General features: G+C 53.8%; 17 protein-coding genes. 12 read left to right on the top strand and 5 right to left on the bottom strand.

Annotated features, from left to right (window positions below; translation table 11 throughout):
• Positions 1-30: 30 nt before the first annotated feature.
• On the bottom strand, positions 31-1,413 hold the full coding sequence (gene radA / locus H4F65_RS11205) for a DNA repair protein RadA (protein WP_010284683.1): 1,383 nt from the start codon (positions 1,411-1,413) through the stop codon (positions 31-33).
• A 16-nt stretch (positions 1,414-1,429) separates the two neighbouring features.
• Positions 1,430-2,407 carry a phosphoserine phosphatase gene (serB, locus tag H4F65_RS11200; RefSeq protein ID WP_010284684.1) on the bottom strand — a complete coding sequence of 326 codons (978 nt, stop codon included), beginning with the start codon at positions 2,405-2,407 and terminating at the stop codon, positions 1,430-1,432.
• A 156-nt stretch (positions 2,408-2,563) separates the two neighbouring features.
• Between serB and H4F65_RS11195 the strand changes: the two genes are divergently transcribed.
• On the top strand, positions 2,564-3,259 hold the full coding sequence (locus H4F65_RS11195; protein WP_010284685.1) for a YtjB family periplasmic protein: 696 nt from the start codon (positions 2,564-2,566) through the stop codon (positions 3,257-3,259).
• Between the two features lie 53 nt (positions 3,260-3,312).
• Here the strand turns inward: H4F65_RS11195 and H4F65_RS11190 are convergent, their stop codons facing one another.
• A complete protein-coding gene (locus H4F65_RS11190) occupies positions 3,313-4,248 on the bottom strand; it encodes a hypothetical protein (RefSeq protein WP_010284695.1) in 936 nt (311 codons plus the stop codon).
• Positions 4,249-4,539: 291 nt separating this feature from the next.
• Here H4F65_RS11190 and prfC point away from each other — a divergent pair, with 291 nt between their 5' ends.
• The 7 genes from prfC (at position 4,540) to H4F65_RS11155 (ending at position 11,255) form a co-directional block, all read left to right on the top strand.
• Positions 4,540-6,129: a peptide chain release factor 3 gene (gene prfC / locus H4F65_RS11185; protein WP_010284696.1), complete on the top strand. Its 1,590-nt coding sequence runs from the start codon at positions 4,540-4,542 to the stop codon at positions 6,127-6,129.
• Between the two features lie 504 nt (positions 6,130-6,633).
• On the top strand, positions 6,634-7,242 hold the full coding sequence (gene osmY / locus H4F65_RS11180; RefSeq protein WP_010284697.1) for a molecular chaperone OsmY: 609 nt from the start codon (positions 6,634-6,636) through the stop codon (positions 7,240-7,242).
• A 150-nt stretch (positions 7,243-7,392) separates the two neighbouring features.
• The gene (locus H4F65_RS11175; protein WP_003019081.1) at positions 7,393-7,554 is read left to right on the top strand and encodes a DUF1328 domain-containing protein; all 162 of its coding nucleotides are present in this window, start codon (positions 7,393-7,395) and stop codon (positions 7,552-7,554) included.
• Positions 7,555-7,708: 154 nt separating this feature from the next.
• Complete coding sequence (locus H4F65_RS11170) at positions 7,709-7,897, top strand: CsbD family protein (protein WP_010284712.1); 189 nt, start codon at positions 7,709-7,711, stop codon at positions 7,895-7,897.
• 114 nt (positions 7,898-8,011) lie between these two features.
• Entirely contained in the window at positions 8,012-8,809 is a 798-nt protein-coding gene (locus H4F65_RS11165) for a metal-dependent hydrolase (protein WP_010284714.1), read from the top strand.
• Positions 8,810-9,111: 302 nt separating this feature from the next.
• Positions 9,112-10,389, top strand: coding sequence for a NupC/NupG family nucleoside CNT transporter (locus tag H4F65_RS11160; RefSeq protein ID WP_010284715.1), 1,278 nt, complete (start codon positions 9,112-9,114; stop codon positions 10,387-10,389).
• A gap of 149 nt (positions 10,390-10,538) precedes the next feature.
• Positions 10,539-11,255, top strand: a complete 717-nt coding sequence (locus tag H4F65_RS11155) for a 4'-phosphopantetheinyl transferase family protein (protein ID WP_010284716.1) — start codon at positions 10,539-10,541, stop codon at positions 11,253-11,255.
• Between the two features lie 48 nt (positions 11,256-11,303).
• Here the strand turns inward: H4F65_RS11155 and H4F65_RS11150 are convergent, their stop codons facing one another.
• Both H4F65_RS11150 and H4F65_RS11145 read right to left on the bottom strand, forming a co-directional pair.
• On the bottom strand, positions 11,304-13,277 hold the full coding sequence (locus tag H4F65_RS11150) for a TonB-dependent receptor domain-containing protein (protein WP_010284718.1): 1,974 nt from the start codon (positions 13,275-13,277) through the stop codon (positions 11,304-11,306).
• A 95-nt stretch (positions 13,278-13,372) separates the two neighbouring features.
• A complete protein-coding gene (locus tag H4F65_RS11145) occupies positions 13,373-14,623 on the bottom strand; it encodes an MFS transporter (RefSeq protein WP_010284719.1) in 1,251 nt (416 codons plus the stop codon).
• 343 nt (positions 14,624-14,966) lie between these two features.
• Between H4F65_RS11145 and H4F65_RS11140 the strand changes: the two genes are divergently transcribed.
• From H4F65_RS11140 to H4F65_RS11125, 4 genes are read left to right on the top strand one after another with little or no spacing between them, the layout of a single operon-like run.
• Positions 14,967-16,163 carry an isochorismate synthase gene (locus H4F65_RS11140; RefSeq protein WP_010284721.1) on the top strand — a complete coding sequence of 399 codons (1,197 nt, stop codon included), beginning with the start codon at positions 14,967-14,969 and terminating at the stop codon, positions 16,161-16,163.
• Positions 16,160-17,785 (top strand): (2,3-dihydroxybenzoyl)adenylate synthase, encoded by a 1,626-nt coding sequence (locus tag H4F65_RS11135; protein ID WP_010284722.1) that lies wholly within the window; start codon positions 16,160-16,162, stop codon positions 17,783-17,785. Before H4F65_RS11140 ends, H4F65_RS11135 begins: the two co-directional genes overlap by 4 nt.
• 10 nt (positions 17,786-17,795) lie before the next feature.
• Complete coding sequence (locus H4F65_RS11130; protein ID WP_010284723.1) at positions 17,796-18,671, top strand: isochorismatase; 876 nt, start codon at positions 17,796-17,798, stop codon at positions 18,669-18,671.
• A complete protein-coding gene (locus tag H4F65_RS11125; protein WP_010284725.1) occupies positions 18,668-21,811 on the top strand; it encodes a non-ribosomal peptide synthetase in 3,144 nt (1,047 codons plus the stop codon). The genes H4F65_RS11130 and H4F65_RS11125 overlap by 4 nt, the downstream gene beginning before the upstream one ends.
• Positions 21,812-21,813 lie beyond the last annotated feature (2 nt).

Here is a 21,813-nt window from a genome sequence, read left to right as displayed (position 1 = left end):
GGAAGAGGCGGATGGCCTTCTGTGGTCCGTTTAGAGATCGTCGAGGATTGCCAGCGCGTCGGCTAGCTTTTTCACGCCGAACACCTGCATGCTGGCAGGGGCTTTCTTCGGCATATTGGCATGAGGAACGATGGCGCGTTTGAAGCCGTGCTTAGCGGCTTCGGTAATCCGCTCTTGGCCGCTCGGAACCGGGCGGATTTCGCCCGCCAGACCGACTTCACCGAAGATGACAAGATCCTGCGGCAGTGGGCGGTCGCGGAAGCTGGAGACCAGGGATAATAGCAGCGCCAGGTCGGCGCTGGTTTCGGTGACTTTAACGCCGCCGACGACATTCACGAACACATCCTGATCGGACATCTGCAAACCGCCGTGGCGATGTAATACCGCCAGCAGGATCGCCAATCGGTTTTGCTCCAGCCCGACCGCCACGCGGCGTGGGTTAGCCATCATCGATTGATCCACCAGCGCCTGAATTTCGACCAGCAGCGGACGCGTACCTTCCCACACCACCATGACCGAACTGCCGGACGTGATTTCGTCACCGCGACTGAGGAAAATTGCCGACGGATTGCTGATCTCGCGGAGCCCTTGTTCCGTCATCGCGAACACGCCCAGCTCGTTAACGGCACCGAAGCGGTTTTTATGGCTGCGCAGGGTGCGGAAGCGTGAATCGGCATCGCCATCCAACAGCACGGAGCAGTCGATGCAGTGTTCTAACACTTTCGGCCCGGCCAGCGAACCGTCTTTGGTGACATGGCCGACCATCACGATAGCAACGCCGCGTGTTTTGGCGAAGCGCGTCAGGTAGGTGGCAGTTTCACGCACCTGCGCTACGCTACCGGGAGACGATTGAATATCAGCGAGATGCATCACCTGAATGGAGTCGATCACCATCAGCTTCGGCTGTTCCTGCTCGGCAATCAGGCAAATCTGTTCGATGCTGGTTTCCGACAGCATATTAAGATTCTGGGTCGGCAGGTTGAGACGATGCGCCCGCATCGCCACCTGCTGCAAGGATTCTTCCCCGGTGACGTACAGGGTTTTCATGTTCTCTGACAGCTTGCAGAGCGTTTGCAGCAGTAAGGTACTTTTACCCGCGCCGGGGTTACCGCCGATCAGAATCGCGCTGCCAGGAACGACGCCGCCACCCAGAACGCGGTCAAACTCCTGAAACCCGGTGGAAAAGCGCGGCAGGGCTTCGAGACTGATTTCCGAGAGCTTTTGTACCCGGCTGACGCCAGCGCTTTCGCCCGCATAGCCGGTGAGACGGTCGGAACGTGATGTTGACGCCGAGGCCAGACGGACTTCGGTAATGGTGTTCCAGGCATGGCAGGCGCTGCACTGCCCTTGCCAGCGCGGGTAGTCAGCCCCGCATTCATTACATACAAACGCCCGTTTGACGGCTTTTGCCACGTCTCACCTCCACTAATTAACGCTTTTCGTGTCTCATACTGCCGCTCAGGATACACAGCACGCCGGTCAGATCGGCATGACGGATGGTTACCGCAGACTGTTCATTGACCTTCGGTTTGGCGTGATAGGCAATGCCTAAGCTGGCTGCCTTGATCATCGGCAGATCGTTCGCGCCGTCGCCAATCGCAACGGTCTGATGCATTGGGATTTCTAGCTTTTCCGCCAGCTGTTGCAGCGTAGTCGCTTTATATTTTGCATCGATAATCGTGCCGATGACATCGCCGGTCAGCTTGCCGTCTTGCATGCCTAATTCGTTGGCAACGGCGGCGACCAGACCTAATTCATCACGCAAATAATCAGAAAAGTAGGTAAACCCGCCCGACGCAATCGCGACGTGCCAGCCTGCTTCCTGAAGCTGGCTAACCATATTACGCAGGCCCGGCATCAGCGGCAGCGTTTTACGTACCGTCTGTAAGATATTGGCGTCGGCACCTTTTAATGTCCCTACGCGCTGGCGCAGGCTGTCAGCGAAATCCAGCTCGCCACGCATCGCGCGCTCGGTGACTTCAGCGACCAGTTCACCTGTGCCCGCCAGTTTGGCGATTTCATCAATACATTCAATCTGAATCGCAGTGGAATCCATGTCCATCACCAGCAAACCCGGCGAACGCAGCGTTGGCGCGTTACGCATAGCCGCGACATCGATACCCAGTTCGTGAGCCAGCTTGGTTGCGCGTGGCGTCAGCGTGCCCGCTAAACGCACGACCTGATAATCGCCTACGTTCCAGGCGCTCACGATCACCATCGCGCTTCCCAGCTTACGCTGGTAGCGGGAAATCAGGTTCTTATCGAGGACGTCGCTGTAGATCAACCAGCCGGTGTCGCCTGCGCGGTAGTCAAGCGGCATCACTTCGTCACCGCTCAGTGATAGTGGCAGTCCCGGCCAACAGTTGATCTCATCAGGGAGATCACGATAGGTCAGACTATTCGACATGGGGTAAATCCTCTGCTGGCAGTAGTGCGATAAAGTCGTGCGATAAAGAGGGATGTGGCGTCGACCAAACATATCCCTCCAAAAACTGGGCAACAAGCTATCCTATCGTCGGCGCTTCTGGCAACATGAAAGTATCCAAATCGTGTAAGGATTATCATGGTTCGCGCCCGGGTGAAATTTCGTCTACACCGCACGGCAATTGTGCTGATTTGCCTCGCTCTGCTAGTGGTATTAATGCAAGGTGCGTCCTATTTCAGTTTGAGCCACCAGATGGCGCGATCTGAACAGGTTGAAGATCTGGCGCGTACGCTCTCCAGACAGGTGGCCTACAGCCTTTCTCCGCTGATGGGCAGCGCGGATGATAATAGTCAAAAAATTAATACCATCCTCAAACAGCTTACCGATCACAGCCGCATTCTGGATGCCGGTGTGTATCAACAGGACGGCTCGCTGGTGGCGCATATCGGTGAGCAGGTGCAACTGAGAGACAGGCTGGCGCTGGACGGTAATCGGGTCGGTAGCTACTTTAACCATCAACTGGTGCAGCCGATTGAGGGAAAAGAAGGGCCGATCGGCTTCCTACGGATTACCTTAGATACTCATGTGCTGGCGACCGAAGCCAGACAGGTCGATAACACCACCAATATTCTGCGTCTGATGATTTTGCTTTCACTGGCTATCGGCATCATTCTGACCCGCACGCTGTTGCAGAATCGCCGTACCCGCTGGCAGCAGTCGCCTTACCTTCTCACTGCGAGTACGCCAGTGAAAGAAGATGATGAGGCGGAGAGCGAGACGCAACCGGATGGCAGCGTTGTAGTGAAAAAAGACGGGGAAGACAAAAGCCTCTGATACGCGGACGGTCACTCCGTACAAACGTTTGGTTTGTACGGAGCGTGACGAGGCTATTTCAATTGCTGCTGGAACTGAAGCCAGTGTGTCTGAAGTTTGCTGACTACCGAGAGATGATCGTTCTTGGTATAGCGATCAGCCGTGGTGGCAGAGATATAGCTGCGAAAGCTGTCGAACAAGGAATCCGCACGCTTTGAGGCTGCCAGAGAAAGTATTTGCTGCCGTTGAACCTGCGTGGCCGATGTGCCTTCCGCATTTTTTTGCAATTCCAGAAAAGTCGCGTTCGCCTTATCGGTGTCTCCCGTATCGACGCTGCGCTGATACTCATCTTGCAGAATGTTTTTTTCCAGGTTACTCAGCGCATCAGACTGGTATTTGATGAAATCCTGAATATCTTGATCGGCTTTCTGGTGAGCGCTGCTATCCACATAGCGGTTTTTGAGTTCTTCCAGCTTTGCGGCTTTTAGCGTGATTTCTATGCTATCGGTGGTATAGCTCCATGTTGTCACATCAGATGGTTTAGACAGTGCCTGATGAACCAGGCCGACAAACTCTTCTTTACTAATGCCGCTGTCTTCTTTGAGGTTATTTGACCAGAGCTCAAGCGCCATTTCGTTTGTACCGATGGGGTCAATAGATAACTTGATGCCTAGGTTAGTATTGGTCGTGTTGCTTTGCTGAATGAGATTCCGCGTTTTAAGGATATCCTCTAGCGCTTTACTTTTCTCCTCCTCAGTCAAGGAGGAAGAGGGGGGCTTGCTGGCATTTTCTTTCAATCGTGCCATCGCTTCCGCAGAGATTTTTATATTGCTGGGGAAGGTGATGGTTTTTCCGGTAATAGGATCGACGACTTTTATGCTGTCACTGTTTGTTGTGGTGGGCTCTGCCGTTGTCGATTTTTCTGTCGCTGACTGTGCTGTAGCCGATGATGTCGCGGTGCTTTGGGCCTGAGAATTGCTATAACCCGTATTATTTACAGACAAGCTCATACTCTCTCCTTAAGTGCGATCAAGTGGTTAAATGTTGACCCAAATATTATCGGCAAAGATAAATGATAACTTTATAAATGATTTATGGCGTAATTGTTGATAACGGTATCAGAACGGTGACGACGGGCATGATGTCTCTGCGCGGTTTATGCCATCACCGATTGTGTCCGCACGTTAAATCAGGGAAAATGCTCGGCTACAGTTTATTTCCGCTTTGCCTGACGATCTGACATCGGTGTGTTGTTGACTTGATGCTGACGCCGGGTGGCTAACAAAAGAAACCTGAAAATCATGTCTCCAAGTGAATACGCCCGCGAAGTCTCGAAAAGAAGAACGTTCGCTATCATTTCTCACCCCGATGCCGGTAAAACCACGATTACCGAAAAGGTCCTACTGTTCGGACAGGCGATCCAGACTGCCGGTACGGTAAAAGGGCGTGGTTCGAACCAACATGCGAAATCCGACTGGATGGAGATGGAAAAGCAGCGTGGTATCTCCATCACCACTTCCGTGATGCAGTTTCCCTACCGTGATTGCCTGGTGAATCTGCTGGATACCCCAGGCCACGAAGACTTCTCCGAAGATACCTATCGTACGCTGACGGCGGTGGACTGCTGCCTGATGGTGATCGATGCCGCAAAAGGCGTCGAAGATCGTACGCGTAAGCTGATGGAAGTTACTCGTCTGCGCGACACTCCGATTCTGACGTTCATGAACAAACTTGACCGTGACATCCGCGATCCGATGGAAGTGCTGGATGAAGTCGAGAGCGAGCTTAAGATTGCCTGTGCGCCAATTACCTGGCCGATTGGCTGCGGCAAATTGTTCAAAGGCGTGTACCACCTTTATAAAGACGAAACCTATCTGTATCAGACCGGTAAAGGCCATACGATTCAGGAAGTGCGCATCGTTAAAGGGCTGAATAACCCGGAACTGGATACTGCCGTTGGCGAAGAGCTGGCTGCGCAATTGCGTGAAGAGCTGGAGCTGGTGCAAGGGGCATCGCACGAATTTGAGCTGGACGCGTTTCTGGCTGGTGAACTGACGCCGGTCTTCTTTGGTACGGCGCTAGGTAACTTCGGCGTTGACCATATGCTGGACGGCTTAGTCGCCTGGGCTCCTGCGCCGATGCCGCGTAAAACGGATACCCGTGAAGTGACGGCAGCGGAAGAGAAATTCACCGGCTTTGTGTTCAAGATTCAGGCCAATATGGACCCGAAACACCGTGACCGCGTGGCGTTTATGCGCGTGGTGTCCGGGAGATATGAAAAGAGCATGAAGCTGCGTCAGGTGCGTACGGGCAAAGACGTGGTGATTTCAGATGCGCTGACCTTTATGGCAGGTGACCGTTCCCACATTGAAGAAGCCTACCCCGGCGATATCATCGGGTTACATAACCACGGCACTATCCAGATTGGCGATACGTTTACACAGGGTGAAGACATGAAATTCACCGGTATCCCCAACTTTGCGCCGGAACTATTCCGTCGTATCCGCCTGCGTGACCCGCTCAAGCAGAAACAGCTGCTTAAAGGGCTGGTACAGCTGTCCGAGGAAGGTGCGGTGCAGGTCTTCCGTCCACTGACCAACAACGATCTGATCGTTGGGGCGGTCGGTGTGCTGCAGTTTGATGTGGTCGTTGCCCGTCTGAAAACGGAATACAATGTTGAGGCGATTTACGAGTCGGTGAACGTTTCTACCGCGCGCTGGGTTGAGTGCAGCGATGTGAAGAAATTCGAGGAATTTAAGCGTAAGAACGAACTGCATCTGGCACTCGATGGCGGAGATAATCTGGCCTACGTTGCTCCGACGATGGTGAACCTGAACCTGACGCGGGAGCGCTATCCAGAAGTAACGTTCCACCAAACGCGCGAGCATTAATTTTGAGCGGTGGCGCTACGATTTCATGAAAATCATCGTGACTGTGGTGTTTACATCTTGACCACATTGTTAAAATAATTATCACCCGGTTATGCTTGGCTTTAGGCCAAAAGTGCCGGGTGTTTTTATTTTTAAATGTATTTAAAAACAATGTATTACCCTAGTTTTTTCCCTACTGTGATTTCTCGCTTCAGTGCAACAGACAAATCTGAATTGCTGCGCATATTCCCTTGCTCCCCTGTGATTTTCCATTCTGTAGGCTATAGTTAACAGCGTGTTAACTGACTTGGCTTGTTCAACTGTTAACGTAATCTAAGTTGGTTCATTATTTTGATTTTTTTCGCCTTTGCAATTTAATGCTCTGATTTTTTATGTAAGAAGAGAGAATCATCGGAGTATTGGTAACGTCATTATCACCTTGATTTGCTGATGACGGTGCAGGCGTTAACGTGGCTCACACAGACTGTGTCGGGCTTAGAGAAAAGCATAAGAAGGAAGACATCGATGAAAAAGACCACATTGACACAATCGCTGATCGTAGTTGCTCTGGGTTCTATTCTGGCTGGCGGTGCTATGGCAGAAGAAACATTAGGGCAGAAAGTAGATCGTATCGCGGATACAACTGGTGCAAAAATCGATAGCTCCGCCAATAAAGCATCTGGCTACATGAGTGACAGTGCTGTCACGGCAAAAGTGAAGAGTGCGTTGCTGGAAGATAAATCCATTACCAGCAGCGATATTTCAGTTGAAACGTCAAAAGGTGTCGTCACACTGAGTGGCTTTGTCGGTAGCCAGGCACTCAGCACCCGAGCGGTGGAAATTGCCACCCAGGTTGAGGGCGTGCAATCCGTTAGCGACAAACTGCAGGTTAAAGATAATCAATCACAATCGGTTGGCGCTTATGCCGATGATGCAGTGGTGACCAGCACGATTAAGGCCAAACTGCTGGCGGATGACATTGTTCCGTCACGTAAAGTGAAAGTCGAAACTCAGACTGGCGTTGTGCTACTGAGCGGTGAAGTGGACAACAAAGCGCAGTCCGATCGGGCTGAAAGTATTGCGAAGGCCGTTGACGGCGTGAAAAGCGTCAAGAACGACCTGACTGTTAAATAATAGCCATTTCACATGGGGTTATCCGTCTTAGCGGGTAACTCCACCTAATCCGCATAATAAAATACCATCTGTGGATACGCAGTCAGGACGCATGAAGCGCGTCAGGATGACCACCATTATTTTTCATTTTTTGTCTGGTAAGGAGAGCGTATGTTTCGTTGGGGCATTATATTTTTAGTCATCGCACTGATCGCGGCAGCACTGGGCTTCGGCGGATTGGCCGGTACAGCAGCTGGCGCGGCGAAAATCGTCTTTGTGGTCGGTATTATTCTGTTCCTGGTTAGCTTGTTCACGGGTCGGAAACGGCCGTAGCACAGCACCTTCTTTCATTCTTTCTCCATAGAAAGAAATGTCATACAGAGCACACAGCCGCGCCACGCGGCTGTCATATTTTACCGGCACACTACCTTTGACTAATACGACTCGCGTATTTGCTGCATTTCGACAGTTTATCAGGAGGGTCATGATGAATAGCGATATCGTTGTTGGCAAATGGAAACAGTGGAAAGGGAATTTTCTGGCGCTGTGGGCTGATTGGTTTGACAGCGACTGTGCCTGGCTGGAAGGGAGTAATGATTACCTGTCCGGCGTCTTGCAAGAGGGTTACGGAAAAGCGCACGAAGAGGTATCCTCAGAGAAAACCACGTTACACTGAGGCTTCACCGCAACGACAAGTCCGATTCTGCCATGAGGCTTTGGCAGGATAGTCCTTGGACGTAGATTAGGTCGCCTCATATTGACGGGCCTAATCTTGACGGAGAGAAGCAACGTGCTTTCTGAACGACACCGCTTTATCGACACCCACTGTCATTTCGATTTTCCCCTCTTTTATGATGATGCACCGGAAAGCTTACGTCTGGCGCAAGACGCTGGGGTTGAGCGCATCATTATTCCGGCTGTGGCTTCTCAGCATTTTGAGCGCGTGTTGACGCTCGCTCGCACCTACTCTCCACTTTATGCCGCACTGGGTCTTCACCCGCTTTATATCGCTGAACATCAGGAAAGCGACCTGCTCCGTCTGGAAGAGGAACTGCGCCAGCGGCCTGTAACGCTGGTGGCGGTGGGGGAAATTGGGTTGGATCTCTATATGCCGGAACCGCAGTTTGAGCGACAGCTTACCTTTCTTGAGGCTCAGCTTCGGCTGGCGAAAAAATACGATCTCCCGACGATCCTGCACTCGCGACGCAGTCACGACAGGCTGGCGCAATTGCTCCGCCGTATCGACGTGCCGCGTACTGGCGTAGTTCATGGGTTTGCAGGCAGCCTGGCGCAGGCGCAGGCCTTTATCCGGTTGGGCTACTACATCGGCGTGGGAGGAACCATTACTTATGACAGAGCGAATAAAACGCGTCAGGCGATCGCGCGGCTGCCGTTAGATCGGCTGCTGCTGGAAACTGACGCGCCCGATATGCCGATGAGTGGCTATCAGGGGCAGCCCAATCGACCCGAGCGTATTTCGTGCGCGTTTCAAACGCTGTGTGAGCTACGTGCAGAGCCGCCTGAAGAGATTGCTGAGGCGCTGTGGCAGAATTCGTTCAGGCTGTTTGGGCGACTTACCCCGACCTAACACTGCTACCGTTATGCTGAAACCCTTCCCCTAAAGCGGAAGCCTGTTTGCTTTCGCTTTTCTCTTATTTCTGTGCAACAGCAGACAGAACAGTCATTTCGATTTCATATATCATCCATAAAATTGTGATGAAGATCACTTTTTGGTGTTTTGGACTGTTCGATGTTGTATGTATTTGTGACATAAATTAGCGACCTTTACGGGCCTATCTCTATAATCGGCTCGCCAGCGCGTGCTTACCGCTCTGACGACACGATTTTTATTATGCTCTCACTTTTTTCACGCGTTATAGGGAACTGCACATGCAACTCGTTATGAGTCTCATCGGCATGATTGTTCTGATACTGTGCGCGGTTATGCTGTCCAATAACCGTAAAGCTATCAGATTGCGCACCGTAGCCGGTGCTTTCATTCTTCAGGTCGGTATCGGTGCACTGGTGCTGTATGTACCAGTAGGCCGCAAGATTCTTGAAGGTTTGACGGGCGGTGTAGCAAACGTTATCGCCTACGGAAATCAAGGCGTTTCGTTCATGTTTGGCGGTTTGGTATCCGACAAAATGTTCGAAGTTTTTGGCGGTGGTGGGTTTGTTTTCGCACTCCGCGTATTGCCGATTATCGTCTTTTTCTCTTCCCTTATCGCCGTGTTGTACTACATGGGCATTATGCAGTTGGTCATCAAGGTACTCGGTGGCGGATTGCAGAAACTGTTGGGAACCTCCCGTACTGAATCCCTTTCTGCAACGGCCAATATCTTTGTCGGCCAAACGGAAGCGCCGCTGGTGGTCCGTCCGTATATTGCCAACATGACGCAGTCAGAGCTGTTTGCGGTAATGTGCGGCGGGTTGGCGTCGATTGCAGGTGCGGTGATGGCGGGCTATGCCCAGATGGGCGTGCCGTTGGAATACCTGATTGCGGCCTCCTTTATGGCTGCGCCGGGCGGGTTACTGTTCGCCAAACTGATGGTGCCGGAAACGGAAAAAACGCACGACCATGATAAGATGGTCGGCTTTGTCGATGAAGACGATCGCCCCGCTAACGTTATTGATGCTGCGGCAAGCGGTGCGGCTTCTGGTATGCAACTGGCGCTGAATGTAGGCGCGATGCTGCTGGCGTTTATCGCCTTGATCGCCGTGTTGAACGGTATTCTGGGCGGTATCGGCGGCTGGTTTGATTACCCGCAGCTGTCACTGGAACTGATTCTGGGCTGGTGCTTTGCGCCTGTCGCGTTCCTGATTGGTATTCCGTGGAGTGAAGCAACCGTGGCGGGCTCTTTTATTGGGCAGAAGCTGATCGTCAATGAGTTCGTTGCTTACATGAATTTCAGTGAATATCTGAAAGCGGATGATGTGGTGCAGGCCGCGGGTTTGCAGGTTCTGTCGGATCATACCAAAGCTGTGATTTCGTTCGCGCTGTGCGGCTTTGCTAACCTTTCGTCTATTGCTATTCTTATTGGAGGTTTGGGCAGTATGGCACCGACTCGGCGCCAGGATATTGCCCGTTTTGGTTTGAAAGCGGTTGCGGCAGGTACGCTTTCTAACCTGATGAGCGCCTGCATCGCAGGGTTCTTCCTGGCCCTGTAAATGTAACCAGGCATTCTTGCAGTAGCGAGATGATGGGCGGCGAAAGTCGCCCATTGTTCGTTTAAGCCCCTACGTTTTCCAGGGTTTAAACGTAGCCTATGTAGCATTTACCGAATGCGGGTGCGTTATGCTTGCCTGAGTGGAGCAACATGCTTTCTGCTTTTATTGATGATGTTGAATGGATTACTTTTCCACGGGCAACGGACGGTGCCGCCTACCCAGGTATTACTGCTCGCTGCCATTTCCATTTGTCTGCCTACGACGACGCGCTTTTTGCCGAGGCGAACATTCCTTTCTCCGACGCGCTAGAACGCGCCGTACCGAAACGCCGCGCCGAATTTCTGGCCGGGCGCTGTGTCGCCAAACACGTGTTGAGCAAACTGGAACATCCTGATTTTGTTCTGCATAGCGGGGAAGACCGCTCGCCGCAGTGGCCGGGAAATATTGCCGGTTCGCTCAGCCATAACAAAGACAGCGTGCTCTGTGCCGCCCATTTGCGTAACGATGAGTTATCGTGCGTAGGTGTTGATATTGAAGGATTTATCTCCGAAGAACGCGCGCAGTCGCTGTGGCCTGGCATCATTGGCGACGAGGAATTCCAGTGGTTTCAGGAGCGTGAGGAGTCGTTCTGTTGCTTGTTGACGGTAAGTTTCTCGGCGAAAGAGAGCCTGTTCAAGGCGCTTTACCCGCAGGTCAGGCACTATTTCGATTTTCTGGATGCCAGGCTGGTGGCGCTGGATATCAACAAACGTGAGTTTGAGCTGGAGCTGCTGACCGATCTGACGCCAACGTTTTACGCCGGACGCCGTTTTAAAGGGGCGTATCTCTTGAGAGAGTACGACGTCACCACCTTTATCTGCTGCTAAAAAAGCCCGCGTTAGCGGGCTAGAGTTATTGATCAGAACCTATCGGCATCAGAACTTATAGCTCACGCCGCCGTACACCGTACGTCCAGACAGGAAGTAGTCGTTGTTGGTAGCAACGTAATCCCGTTTTTCGTTGGTCAGGTTCGTGAGGCCCAGTTTCAGGTCTACGTTTTTAACCGGCGTATAGGTGGCACCGATATCCACGGTATTGAAGCCTCTGGTTCTAAGTACTTCTTTATCGCGCAGATATTGGTTACTGGTGTACTGATAGGACACATAGGTTGAGAGGTTATCCAGTGCCTGCCAGTTCAACTGCGTGTTAACCGTATTTTTCGGGGTTTGCTTCAGGCGTTTTCTGGTGGTGCGATCTTCGGCATCGACAACCGTCCAGTTGGTAGTCCAGTTCAAATCCTCTGTCAGATCGATCCAGAATGAAGTTTCAATCCCCTGAATTCGTGCTTTACTCACGTTGTAATAAGTAAGATTGGCTGGAGGAGTAGACCTGACACCATTCCAAGCCTCAGCTTGGATCATATCCTTGATATCATTATTAAATAAGGTAACGCCTCCGCCGAAGCTCTCAGCTTCATAGGCAGTACCGATTTCATAACTGATAGAGGTTTCTGCTTTGAGGTCTGGATTGCCTATGCGCCGGCAGAACATGCGGCAGTCCGCTTTGGAATAGCCTTTGGTAAATTGAGCCAGCGTTGGGGCTTTAAATGCCTTATTGACACCGCCTTTGATCACCCAGTTGTCGGTTAAACTATAAGTGGCGTAAGCACGTGGGCTGAACTCGGTTCCATAAACCTCATGGTGATCGACGCGGCCACCAAAGGTGAGGGCTAAATCGGCAATCTTGAACTCGTCCTGCAGGAAAAGGGCGCTTTGATTGACGTCTACTTTACCGCCTTTCATGTTCATGCTGTGTTCCAATGACGTTATGCGGTATTCGCCGCCGCCGGTCAGAAGATGGTCTCCCAGATAGCCAGAAATCTGCCCATCAACCGTCTGATTATTCTGGGTAATGTCAGCTACGCTTTCATTGAGCTGAGAGTTGTCCATTAAGTCGATATTTTCGTAGTAGTAGCGCAGCCGCGTATCGAAATTATCCCAGCTACCGTTATGTGTGAGTCCCAAAGCGAGGCGATCGATTTTTTGTGTATTATGAGCAGTGGTACCAAAGTTATTCCAGTCGACGAAACGGTCATCTTTAGTATACGTTGCATCAAAATCCAGACTCTGCTGGGAATCGATCAACCACGTCAGGTTACCCAGCACGCTGTAGTTATCGCGTTTTTCCAAGGCATCTGAGTTACGATTCTTAGATTGTTCGGTACGCCACGCATCGCGCTTGCCACCATCAACAACCAAACTACCCAGCAACGTATTTTCTATTAATGGCCCGCTGACGTAGCCATTCAAACGATTATTATCGCCGCCGGAGCCTTCTGTCGGTGCCTGAAAGTTATAGCCGATCTCACCAGCAACTTTCTCCCCTGGCTGGCGCAGAATCACGTTGACTACACCGCCCAGCGCATCGGCACCGTACAGCGAAGACATCGGGCCGCGAATCACTTCGATACGTTCAATGGCCGACATAGGAATGGAACTCAGGTCGAAATCATTCCCCATATCGGTTGCGAGCGATTCTTGGGAGTTTATACGACGACCATTTACCAGCAGCAGCGTGTAGTCTGCCCGCATACCACGGATTTTGATTTCGTTACGGCCATAACTGGTAGAGGGATTGATGTTAATGCCTGGCAGCTTTTTCACCGCGTCGGAAACGTTATTCACCGACATCTTTTCCAGTTCGGCGCTGGTGATGACAGAAACGCTGGCGGGCGCACTTAGCGTGGTGTGTTTCGTCTGCGTTGCTGTCACGACGATTTTTTCATCTGCCGCGTTTTCTGCCTGTGCGAGTGCAGGCAGTGCCAGTAACCCGGTCACCAGCAGGGCGCGATACACCTTGCTGTGTGGGAAATGATGATGTGAAAAACGACTTTCCGATTTTAGCTGCATGTCAAAGACCCCATCAAAGAGTGGAAAAATATCCCCGTAAAATAGCGTGTTGTGTTGCGTATGTTGCCGACCCACTCGTGCGTGAATCGATCGGTTTATTGCCCTGTAGCCTGTGCCGTTTGTCGTGCGGCCATCTTTCGGCTGCGTTCAGCCAACTGCGGAATCAGGCGCATGGTCAGCAGCATGGCGGCCAGCGCAAATACGGCGCTGGCGATAGCAAGCTGCGAGAAGCCGTCAATTTTTCCCTCGGCAGAGGTGCTCAGATAAGCGGCAGAGGCGACGCTGGCAAGTCCCGACGCCACGTTGGCTGCGGTTCCCTGATAGGACATGAAGGCGGCGCGCTGATGCGGTAGCGGAATACCTGCGGTAATCGCCAGCGTGCTGCTGGAACGGGCTGCGCTGAGCGCCATGAACAGGGTGAACACCAGATACAGGGAAAGTGAAAAAGGCAAAACGAAACCGCAGAGAATGACAACGGCCAGTAGCAGTGTCGTTACTACAATCGTCCGGCTGGCATAGCCTCGATCCAGCAGATTGCCGCACAGTTGCATGGTCACCATGCTTGCCAGTCCGCCGCAGAGATAGAGCAGGGAAATATCATCCCGCGGGAATGCCAGATTGAACTGAAAGTAGTTGGAAAAATGGGGGATCAGCAGGAAATGACCGAACATTTGCAGCGACATGATTGTCAGCCCCATCAGGAAAAGAGGGGATGCCAGCAGGTCATGTAATACCGAAGCGGGCGCTGTCGTGGGCGAGGATCCTTGCTGAACCCGGTGCGTCGGCGGCATGGAAGGAAAGCGCCACAGCACCAACAACACCAGCAACAGACCGCCAAGGCCGAAAGTATAAAACGGTGCCTGCCAGTTAATACGGTGCGCTAACTCCAGCGACAGCGGCATGATGACAATCGCCGCGAGCGAAAAGCTCATGCCGACATACGCTAACTGCTTGCCGCGCTCCTTGGCTGGCACAATATCGACAACCGCAGCCATCAGGACGCCAGATGCCGGTCCGGCCACGCAGCCTGCCAGAATAAACAGCAGTAAAAGATGGGTTTGGCTGGTGGCAAACATACAGGCAGCTGTCAGGCCAAAGCGCAGGGTTAGCAGCACGATCAGAGCATGTTTACGGTTAAATCTGTCCAGATAGGGAGCTGCGAGGAAGCCGACGATGGCAGAGGCAAACGTTGCGCCGCCGCTAATGTAGCCGATGTTCTTGGCATCCATCGACAGTGCGCTGATGAAATCGGGGCCCAACGGCATCACCATCATCAGGCTACCGAGGGAAAGCATGTTAATTAGCAACGCCAGATGCACAACAGATCGGGTGTGCGGGCGGTACATGCTTTCATCCATGACAGGCTCACATTTAGACACAGTTAGTAAAATATTTGCGCAGTCTAGCGCAGCTTAATTTTCCTGACAATGAATGATAAGTATTTTCATTATCATCTGTGATGTGGGTTTTATAATCAATACATTCCTGTTGCTAACCATTATCCATTCTGAAACATGCACAAAAAAATTGATTAACATCAATTTAACCCCTAATTATTGGGCGTGAATAACCATTCTGTGGAAGGATTGACCGAACACGTTACTTCAGTGTAATTTAACTGCGCTTAATATAAATGATAATGATTTTAATAATCATTGGTATTTAATTTGCGGGCGCAGGAGCTGTCTTGTGGATACACTGATTACAGAAACTGAAGCATCTAGCGGGCTAACCTATTCGGAACAGACCGCTTTTTTATATGCATCGGAACACCGAAGCCTGTCTACTTCTGGCTTATTTGAACGTATTTCTTCCCCTGTTTGTGTTCCGGGCTCGCACGATGACAGGCTGAGCCCTGCAATCGCGCAGGCATTCCAGCGAGCGCGTCAGGCAGGGCAGTCGCTGCCTATTGTTGTGGGGGCGATTCCCTTTGATACCACGCAACCGTCTTGTCTCTATATCCCTGATAGTTATACCGTTACGACGAAGTCTGAACTTGTCAGCCGTGCCCGTAAGCACACGGCGGCGGGCCCTACCGCGTTAACGTTAAACAGCGTCCCGGACGAATGTCAGTTCAAGTCCATCGTGGCAGAGACCGTTGAGCGCTTCCGCCGTGGTGAACTGAGCAAAGCGGTGTTGTCACGTATTCTGGACATTGAGCTGGCGAGCCCCGTTAAGGCGCAAACGATCCTCAATAACCTGATGGTGCAGAACGCCGGCGGATACCACTTCTCACTGCCTCTGCCGGATGGTTCGGTATTGCTGGGTGCGAGCCCGGAACTGCTGCTGCGTAAGCAGGGGAACGTCATTGTCTCTAACCCGCTGGCGGGATCGGCGCGACGAATGAACGATGAACATCTGGATTACCTGAACAGCCAGCGCCTGCTGAAATCGGGTAAAGACAAGCACGAGCACAAGCTGGTGGTGGATGATATCCGCCAACGTCTGATGCCGCTGTGCGCGTCGTTAACGATCCCATCGGTACCTTCGCTGATGCACACCGCCTCCATGTGGCACCTGTCTACCGCTATCCGCGGTGAACTGGTGAACCCAGAGATGACGGCGCTTCAGGTCGCCTGTCAGCTCCATCCTACCCCCGCACTGTGCGGCTTCCCCACGCAGGAAGCGCGCCAGCTGATTGCCGAGCTGGAACCGCACGATCGTGGTGTATTCAGCGGTATCGTCGGCTGGTGTGATGCCAACGGTGATGGTGAATGGGCGATAGCGATTCGCTGCGGCACCATCAAACACAACAAAGTCCGCCTGTTTGCTGGTGCGGGGATTGTTGAGGCGTCCGTCCCCGAGGATGAATGGGCTGAAACCGCCGCCAAATTAAACACGATGCTGAATGCGTTTGGGCTTAACTCAGGTGTGGATGGACTATGAGCATTGAATTTACGCCCTGGCCAGAGGAACTGGCGCAGCGTTATCGTGACAAGGGGTACTGGGTTGGCCTGCCGCTAACGGATGCCTGGGAGCGCCATCTGGCGACGCAGCCTGACGCCGTTGCGGTAGTGTGTGGCGAGCGTCAGTGGAGCTATCGGGAATTGGATCGGCGGTCTTCCGCACTGGCATCGCGCCTGACGGAAAGCGGCCTGCGCTGCGGCGACACCGCGCTGGTGCAGTTGCCAAACGTGGCCGAATTTTACCTGACCTTTTTTGCGTTGCTGAAAATGGGCGTCGCGCCGGTTAATGCGCTGTTCAGCCATAACAAGCTGGAGCTGCTGTCGTACGCCACGCAGATCGAACCGCGCCTACTGATCGCTTCGGCCGAACATCCACTGTTCGGTAACGGTGAGTTTCTGGATCGGCTACAGACGCAGGTTCCCCGTCTGCAAACGGTGGTGATGCTCGGCGACAGCCCGCTGGGGCACAGTCTGTCAGACTGGTTGCAGCCGTGTGCGTCGACCAGCCAGTATCAGCCTTCTGCATCGGGGCAGGTCGCTTTCTTCCAGCTTTCTGGCGGCAGTACCGGTACGCCGAAGCTGATTCCCCGCACTCATGACGATTATTACTATAGCGTGCGCCGTAGTGTGGAAATTTGCGAACTGACGCCACAAACCCGCTACCTGTGTGCCTTGCCCGCGCCGCATAACTTCCCGTTAAGTTCGCCCGGTTCGCTCGGCGTGTTTTACGCCGGTGGACGCGTCGTACTGGCACCCGATCCGGGGGCGATGACCTGTTTCCCGCTGATCGAACGCCATCAGATCGATATTACCTCGCTGGTTCCTCCCGCTGCCGCGCTGTGGATCCAGGCGGCTGAACAGTTTGGTGGCGCGCTGCATAGCCTGAAGATCTTGCAGGTAGGCGGAGCGAAGCTGAGTGAAACCGTTGCCCGTCGTATTCCGGCGGTATTGGGTTGTCAGCTACAGCAGGTGCTCGGTATGGCGGAAGGGCTGGTGAATTACACCCGACTGGACGACAGCGATGAGCACACTTTCACGACGCAAGGCTATCCGATGAGCCCGGACGATGAAGTGAAAGTGCTGGATATCGACGGCAATCCGGTGCCGAGAGGCGAGGCGGGTCTGCTGGCGACGCGCGGCCCGTATACCTTCCGCGGCTATTACCGCAGCCCGGAACATAATGCTCGCGCCTTCGACAGTGAAGGCTTCTACCACTCGGGCGATGTGGTGCAGATGACCGAAGATGGCTATTTGCGCGTGGTCGGGCGGGAGAAAGATCAAATTAACCGAGGCGGTGAAAAGATTGCCGCGGAAGAGATCGAAAACCTGTTGCTCAAGCATGACGGCATTCTCCATGCCGCGCTGGTGTCCATGCCCGATCCGGTCATGGGCGAAAAGAGCTGCGCTTTTCTGGTGGTCAGCGATCCCTCGCTGAAAGCCATCACGTTAAGAAAATATCTTCGCAATCAGGGTATTGCTGAATTCAAACTGCCGGATCGCTTCGAGATGATCGACACCTTGCCCGTTACGCCGGTCGGCAAGATTGATAAGAAATTGCTCCGTCAGCGCATCCAGACCCAACTTAGCACTCAAGACAAATAAGGATTTTGTGATGGCAATCCCTTCTATTGCTTCTTATCCCCTGCCGCGCGCACAGGATTTCCCTGAGAACAAGGTTTCCTGGGCGTTTGAACCTGAGCGCGCGGTGCTGCTGATTCACGATATGCAGGACTATTTCGTGAATTTCTATGGCGCGGACAGCCCGCTGGCGCAGCAGTTGATCGAGAACATTGTGGCGTTGCGAACTTACTGCAAAGCACAGGGGATTCCGGTGGTGTATACCGCGCAGCCGAACGCACAAAGCGCGGCCGACCGGGCGTTGCTGAACGACATGTGGGGCGCAGGGCTGAATAATCATCCGGAAAAACAGCGCGTCGTGAGTGCGCTGGCACCGGATGAGCACGACACGGTGCTGGTGAAGTGGCGCTACAGCGCATTCCACCGCTCACCGCTGGAACCGATGATGAAAGAGATGGGCAAAGATCAGCTGATTATCTGCGGTGTTTACGGGCATATCGGCTGCATGATTACCGCGACGGATGCCTTCATGCGCGACATCAAGCCGTTCATGGTCGGCGATGCGGTGGCGGATTTCTCACTTCAGGAACACCAGATGGCGCTGAAGTACGTGGCGACGCGCGCCGGACGGGTGGTTAGCACGGCAGAACTCACAGGAGCAAAAATGGCACAGGCACTGACGAAACAAGGACTGAGAGCGCACCTGCTGACCTTGATCGACGAAGAAGAAGATCAGTTCGATGAAGATGAAAACCTGATCGACTACGGTTTGGATTCGGTGCGTATGATGGCGCTGCTGACCGAATGGCGTAATCAGGGCGTCACGCTGAGCTTTGTCGATCTGGCACGTAACCCCAGCCTGAATGCCTGGTGGGCGCTGATCGAAAAACAGCGGGGAGCCGCATCATGAAGCCGTTGAGCGTTGCGCAGCGCGGGCTGTGGTTAGGCCATGCCCTGAATGATGATAAAGCGACGTTCAACACGGCGGAGTGCATCGCATTTGATGGCAAGGTCGACATTGAAGCCATGCTGAGCGCGATCCGTCAGGCGGTCATGGAGTGCGAGTGCCTGTACTGCCAGTTTGTTGAAGTGGCGGGTGAACATGCCGACCAGCCGGAAATCGGCTTTGTGGCTTCACAACTGCCGGTGCCGATTGGCGTGCTGCCGATTATTGAACTGTTGCCTGCGCCGATGAAGGATGAAGAGCAGACGATACGCCAGTGGGCGCACGAGGAAATCGCCCAGCCGCTGGATCTGCTGAACGGATTACCCTGTCGCTTTGCGCTGCTGTGCGGTGAAAAGCGCGATTTTCTCTACAGCTGCGTTCACCACATTGCGCTGGACGGCTTTGGCACGACGATGCTGTTTCAACGCATCGCCCAGATCTATACCGCGCTGACGGCGGGGCAACCCGTGGCGGTGGCGGAGTTCGGCCCGTTCAGCGAGGTACTGGAAGAAGAACATCAGCGTGATGCCAGTGGGCAGACGTCGCAGGCGCGCGATTTCTGGCTGGAAACGCTGAACGCGATGCCGGAACCGGCCAGTTTCAGCGAGAAGAAAGCACCGATTGCGGCGCGTTTTTTGCGCCAGAGCAGCGTGTTGCCGACGGATATCTGGCAGCCGCTGACGGCGCTGTGTGAAGGTAACAAAATCAGCTGGCCGGATCTGTTTCTGGCGATGCTGGCGACGCACCTCAAGCTGGTGTCCGGCAGCGACAGACTGACGTTCGGCATGATGGTGATGAACCGCATCGGCTCCGCCTCGCTGACGGTACCGAGCATGCAGATGAATATCGTGCCGCTGTGCATTCAGGTCGATGAGCAGGCGGACTTTGTCACACTGGCGCAGCAGGTTGCCCGCACCAAACGCACGCTGCGTCGTCATCAGCATTATCGCTATGAACATTTACGGCGCGATCTGAACCGCGTCGGCGGTGAACAGCGCCTCTTCGGACCGCTGATCAATATCATGCCGTTTGATCATCCACTCAACTACGGATCGCTGTCGTCCAGCACGCTGAATCTCAGCGCCGGACCGGTGGAAGATCTGACGATCGAGATCCACTTCAAACCCGATGGCACACCGGTATTGGACTTTGATGCCAACCCGGCCTGTTACAGCGCAGAAGCACTGGCCAGCCTGCAAGAAACGCTGTTCACGCTGCTTCAACGCTGGCTGGCACAGCCGCAGCAGACGAGCGGTGAGCTGCTGGGAAGCTGGCTGCGTGAGGAACGTGAACTGGCGCTGATCACCAGCGGTGAGCCTGAACCGTTCGTTGAACCGGTTCTGACGGCGATTGCCAAGCAGGCGCGTAAAAACCCGCATCATCCAGCGCTGACGCAGCGCGACCGGCAGTACAGCTACCAGCAACTGTTGGATCTGAGCGGTCAGGCCGCTGCGGCACTGCATGAGCGCGGCGTTCAGCCCGGTGAGCGCATCGGCATTATGCTTAACCGCAGCCCGGAAACCATCATTTGCCTGCTGGCCGTGATGCAGTGTGGCGCGGTGTATGTGCCGCTCGATCCTGAACAGCCGCACGAACGTCAGCAGCACATCATCCAGATTGCCGAGCTACGCACGATTGTGACGCAGGCGGACTACCAGCATCGGCTGGCATCGGTCTTTTCCGGCGAGATTGTTCTGGCGGGGCATCTTCTGTCATCCAGCACACAGGCTGCCGCGCTGCCGCCTGTGGAGGCGAGAGACGGACAGATTGCCTATGTCATGTTCACCTCGGGATCGACTGGATTGCCGAAGGGCGTGGAGATCGGCGCTGACGCGTTAGATCACTTCACGGCGGCGGCACGTCAGCGCTACGGCCTGCGAGCAGTGGATCGCGTGCTGCAATTTGCCCCGTTCAATTTCGATGCCAGCATTGAAGAAATTTTTGCCACGCTGACCAGCGGTGCGACGCTGGTGCTGCGCACCGATGAGATGCTGGAGTCGATTCCGACCTTTGTCGAGCAGGTAGAAGAACAGGCGATTACGCTGCTCGATCTGCCGACTGCATTTTGGAACGAATGGGTGGTAGGGCTGAAAACCGGCACGTTGACCATGCCTTCCGCACTGCGCGCCATCATCATTGGCGGTGAAGCGGTGTACCCCGAACAGCTGGCGCAGTGGCAGCGTCATGCGCCGAACACGCTGCGCTTAATCAACACCTATGGGCCAACCGAAACCACGGTGGTGGCGACCAGTTGCGATCTGCAAACGCAGTCTGCCGATGTGGCACAGCTTCCTATCGGTCTGCCGCTGGCGGGTGTCAACGCGCTGATTCTGGCAGTGGGCGACCGCCCTGCGGCAGAAGGGGAACTGGTGCTGCTGGGACCAACGCTGGCGGCGGGTTACATCGGTACAGAACACACGGCGTTTACGCAAATAGCGGTGGGCGATCAGGAGCTTCCGGCTTACCGCACGGGTGACAGAGTCCGGCTGGAAAAAGGACAGCTGCTGTACCTCGGACGCATGGACAACGAATTCAAAATTAGCGGCTATCGGATTCAGCCAGGGGAAGTTGAAGCCCATCTTCTGGCGCAGCCGGACGTTGATGAAGCCTGCGTGCAGGGCATTGTTTACCCTAACGGCGTGCGGCGTCTGGTGGCGTTTGTCGCCACGAAAGCCGGTGAGATTGATGCGCGTGCGCTGAAACAGCGTCTGGGCAGCGTACTGCCGCCGGCGATGATCCCGACCGATTACCGAGCCTTCTGTCAACTACCGAAAACCGGCTCCAACAAGGTCGATCGCAAACGTCTGCTGGCGGAATACCGCGATGAAGCACCGGCGCAGGCATTAGCCAGCGAAACCGAGAATCGAGTTAGCGCCATCTGGCAGCAGATCCTCGGCGTATCGGGGATCCAATCGCGGGATAATTTCTTCGAACTGGGCGGACAGTCGTTGCAGACCATCCAGATCGTCAACCGTCTGGCCGCTGAATTTTCCGTCAGCATCAAGGTGTCTGATGTGTTCGATCATCCCCAGCTCAGCGACTTCTGCCGCTATCTCGACGACAGGCTGTCACAGGATGAAAACAGCGTGGAAATGGTGTGGTAGGG

The sequence above is a fragment of the Pectobacterium brasiliense genome, assembly GCF_016950255.1.
Lineage (GTDB): Bacteria > Pseudomonadota > Gammaproteobacteria > Enterobacterales > Enterobacteriaceae > Pectobacterium > Pectobacterium brasiliense.
The sequence above is the reverse complement of the archived record's forward strand: the minus strand, read 5'-3'. Positions and strand labels throughout refer to the sequence as shown.

What these genes read in the sequence shown, in the direction of transcription:
- serB (WP_010284684.1), bottom strand. Translation starts at nt 2,407, where the DNA reads ATGTCGAATAGTCTGACCTATCGTGATCTCCCTGATGAGATCAACTGT.
- H4F65_RS11195 (WP_010284685.1), top strand. Translation starts at nt 2,564, where the DNA reads ATGGTTCGCGCCCGGGTGAAATTTCGTCTACACCGCACGGCAATTGTG.
- H4F65_RS11190 (WP_010284695.1), bottom strand. Translation starts at nt 4,248, where the DNA reads ATGAGCTTGTCTGTAAATAATACGGGTTATAGCAATTCTCAGGCCCAA.
- prfC (WP_010284696.1), top strand. Translation starts at nt 4,540, where the DNA reads ATGTCTCCAAGTGAATACGCCCGCGAAGTCTCGAAAAGAAGAACGTTC.
- osmY (WP_010284697.1), top strand. Translation starts at nt 6,634, where the DNA reads ATGAAAAAGACCACATTGACACAATCGCTGATCGTAGTTGCTCTGGGT.
- H4F65_RS11175 (WP_003019081.1), top strand. Translation starts at nt 7,393, where the DNA reads ATGTTTCGTTGGGGCATTATATTTTTAGTCATCGCACTGATCGCGGCA.
- H4F65_RS11170 (WP_010284712.1), top strand. Translation starts at nt 7,709, where the DNA reads ATGAATAGCGATATCGTTGTTGGCAAATGGAAACAGTGGAAAGGGAAT.
- H4F65_RS11160 (WP_010284715.1), top strand. Translation starts at nt 9,112, where the DNA reads ATGCAACTCGTTATGAGTCTCATCGGCATGATTGTTCTGATACTGTGC.
- H4F65_RS11155 (WP_010284716.1), top strand. Translation starts at nt 10,539, where the DNA reads ATGCTTTCTGCTTTTATTGATGATGTTGAATGGATTACTTTTCCACGG.
- H4F65_RS11150 (WP_010284718.1), bottom strand. Translation starts at nt 13,277, where the DNA reads ATGCAGCTAAAATCGGAAAGTCGTTTTTCACATCATCATTTCCCACAC.
- H4F65_RS11145 (WP_010284719.1), bottom strand. Translation starts at nt 14,623, where the DNA reads ATGTACCGCCCGCACACCCGATCTGTTGTGCATCTGGCGTTGCTAATT.
- H4F65_RS11135 (WP_010284722.1), top strand. Translation starts at nt 16,160, where the DNA reads ATGAGCATTGAATTTACGCCCTGGCCAGAGGAACTGGCGCAGCGTTAT.
- H4F65_RS11130 (WP_010284723.1), top strand. Translation starts at nt 17,796, where the DNA reads ATGGCAATCCCTTCTATTGCTTCTTATCCCCTGCCGCGCGCACAGGAT.
- H4F65_RS11125 (WP_010284725.1), top strand. Translation starts at nt 18,668, where the DNA reads ATGAAGCCGTTGAGCGTTGCGCAGCGCGGGCTGTGGTTAGGCCATGCC.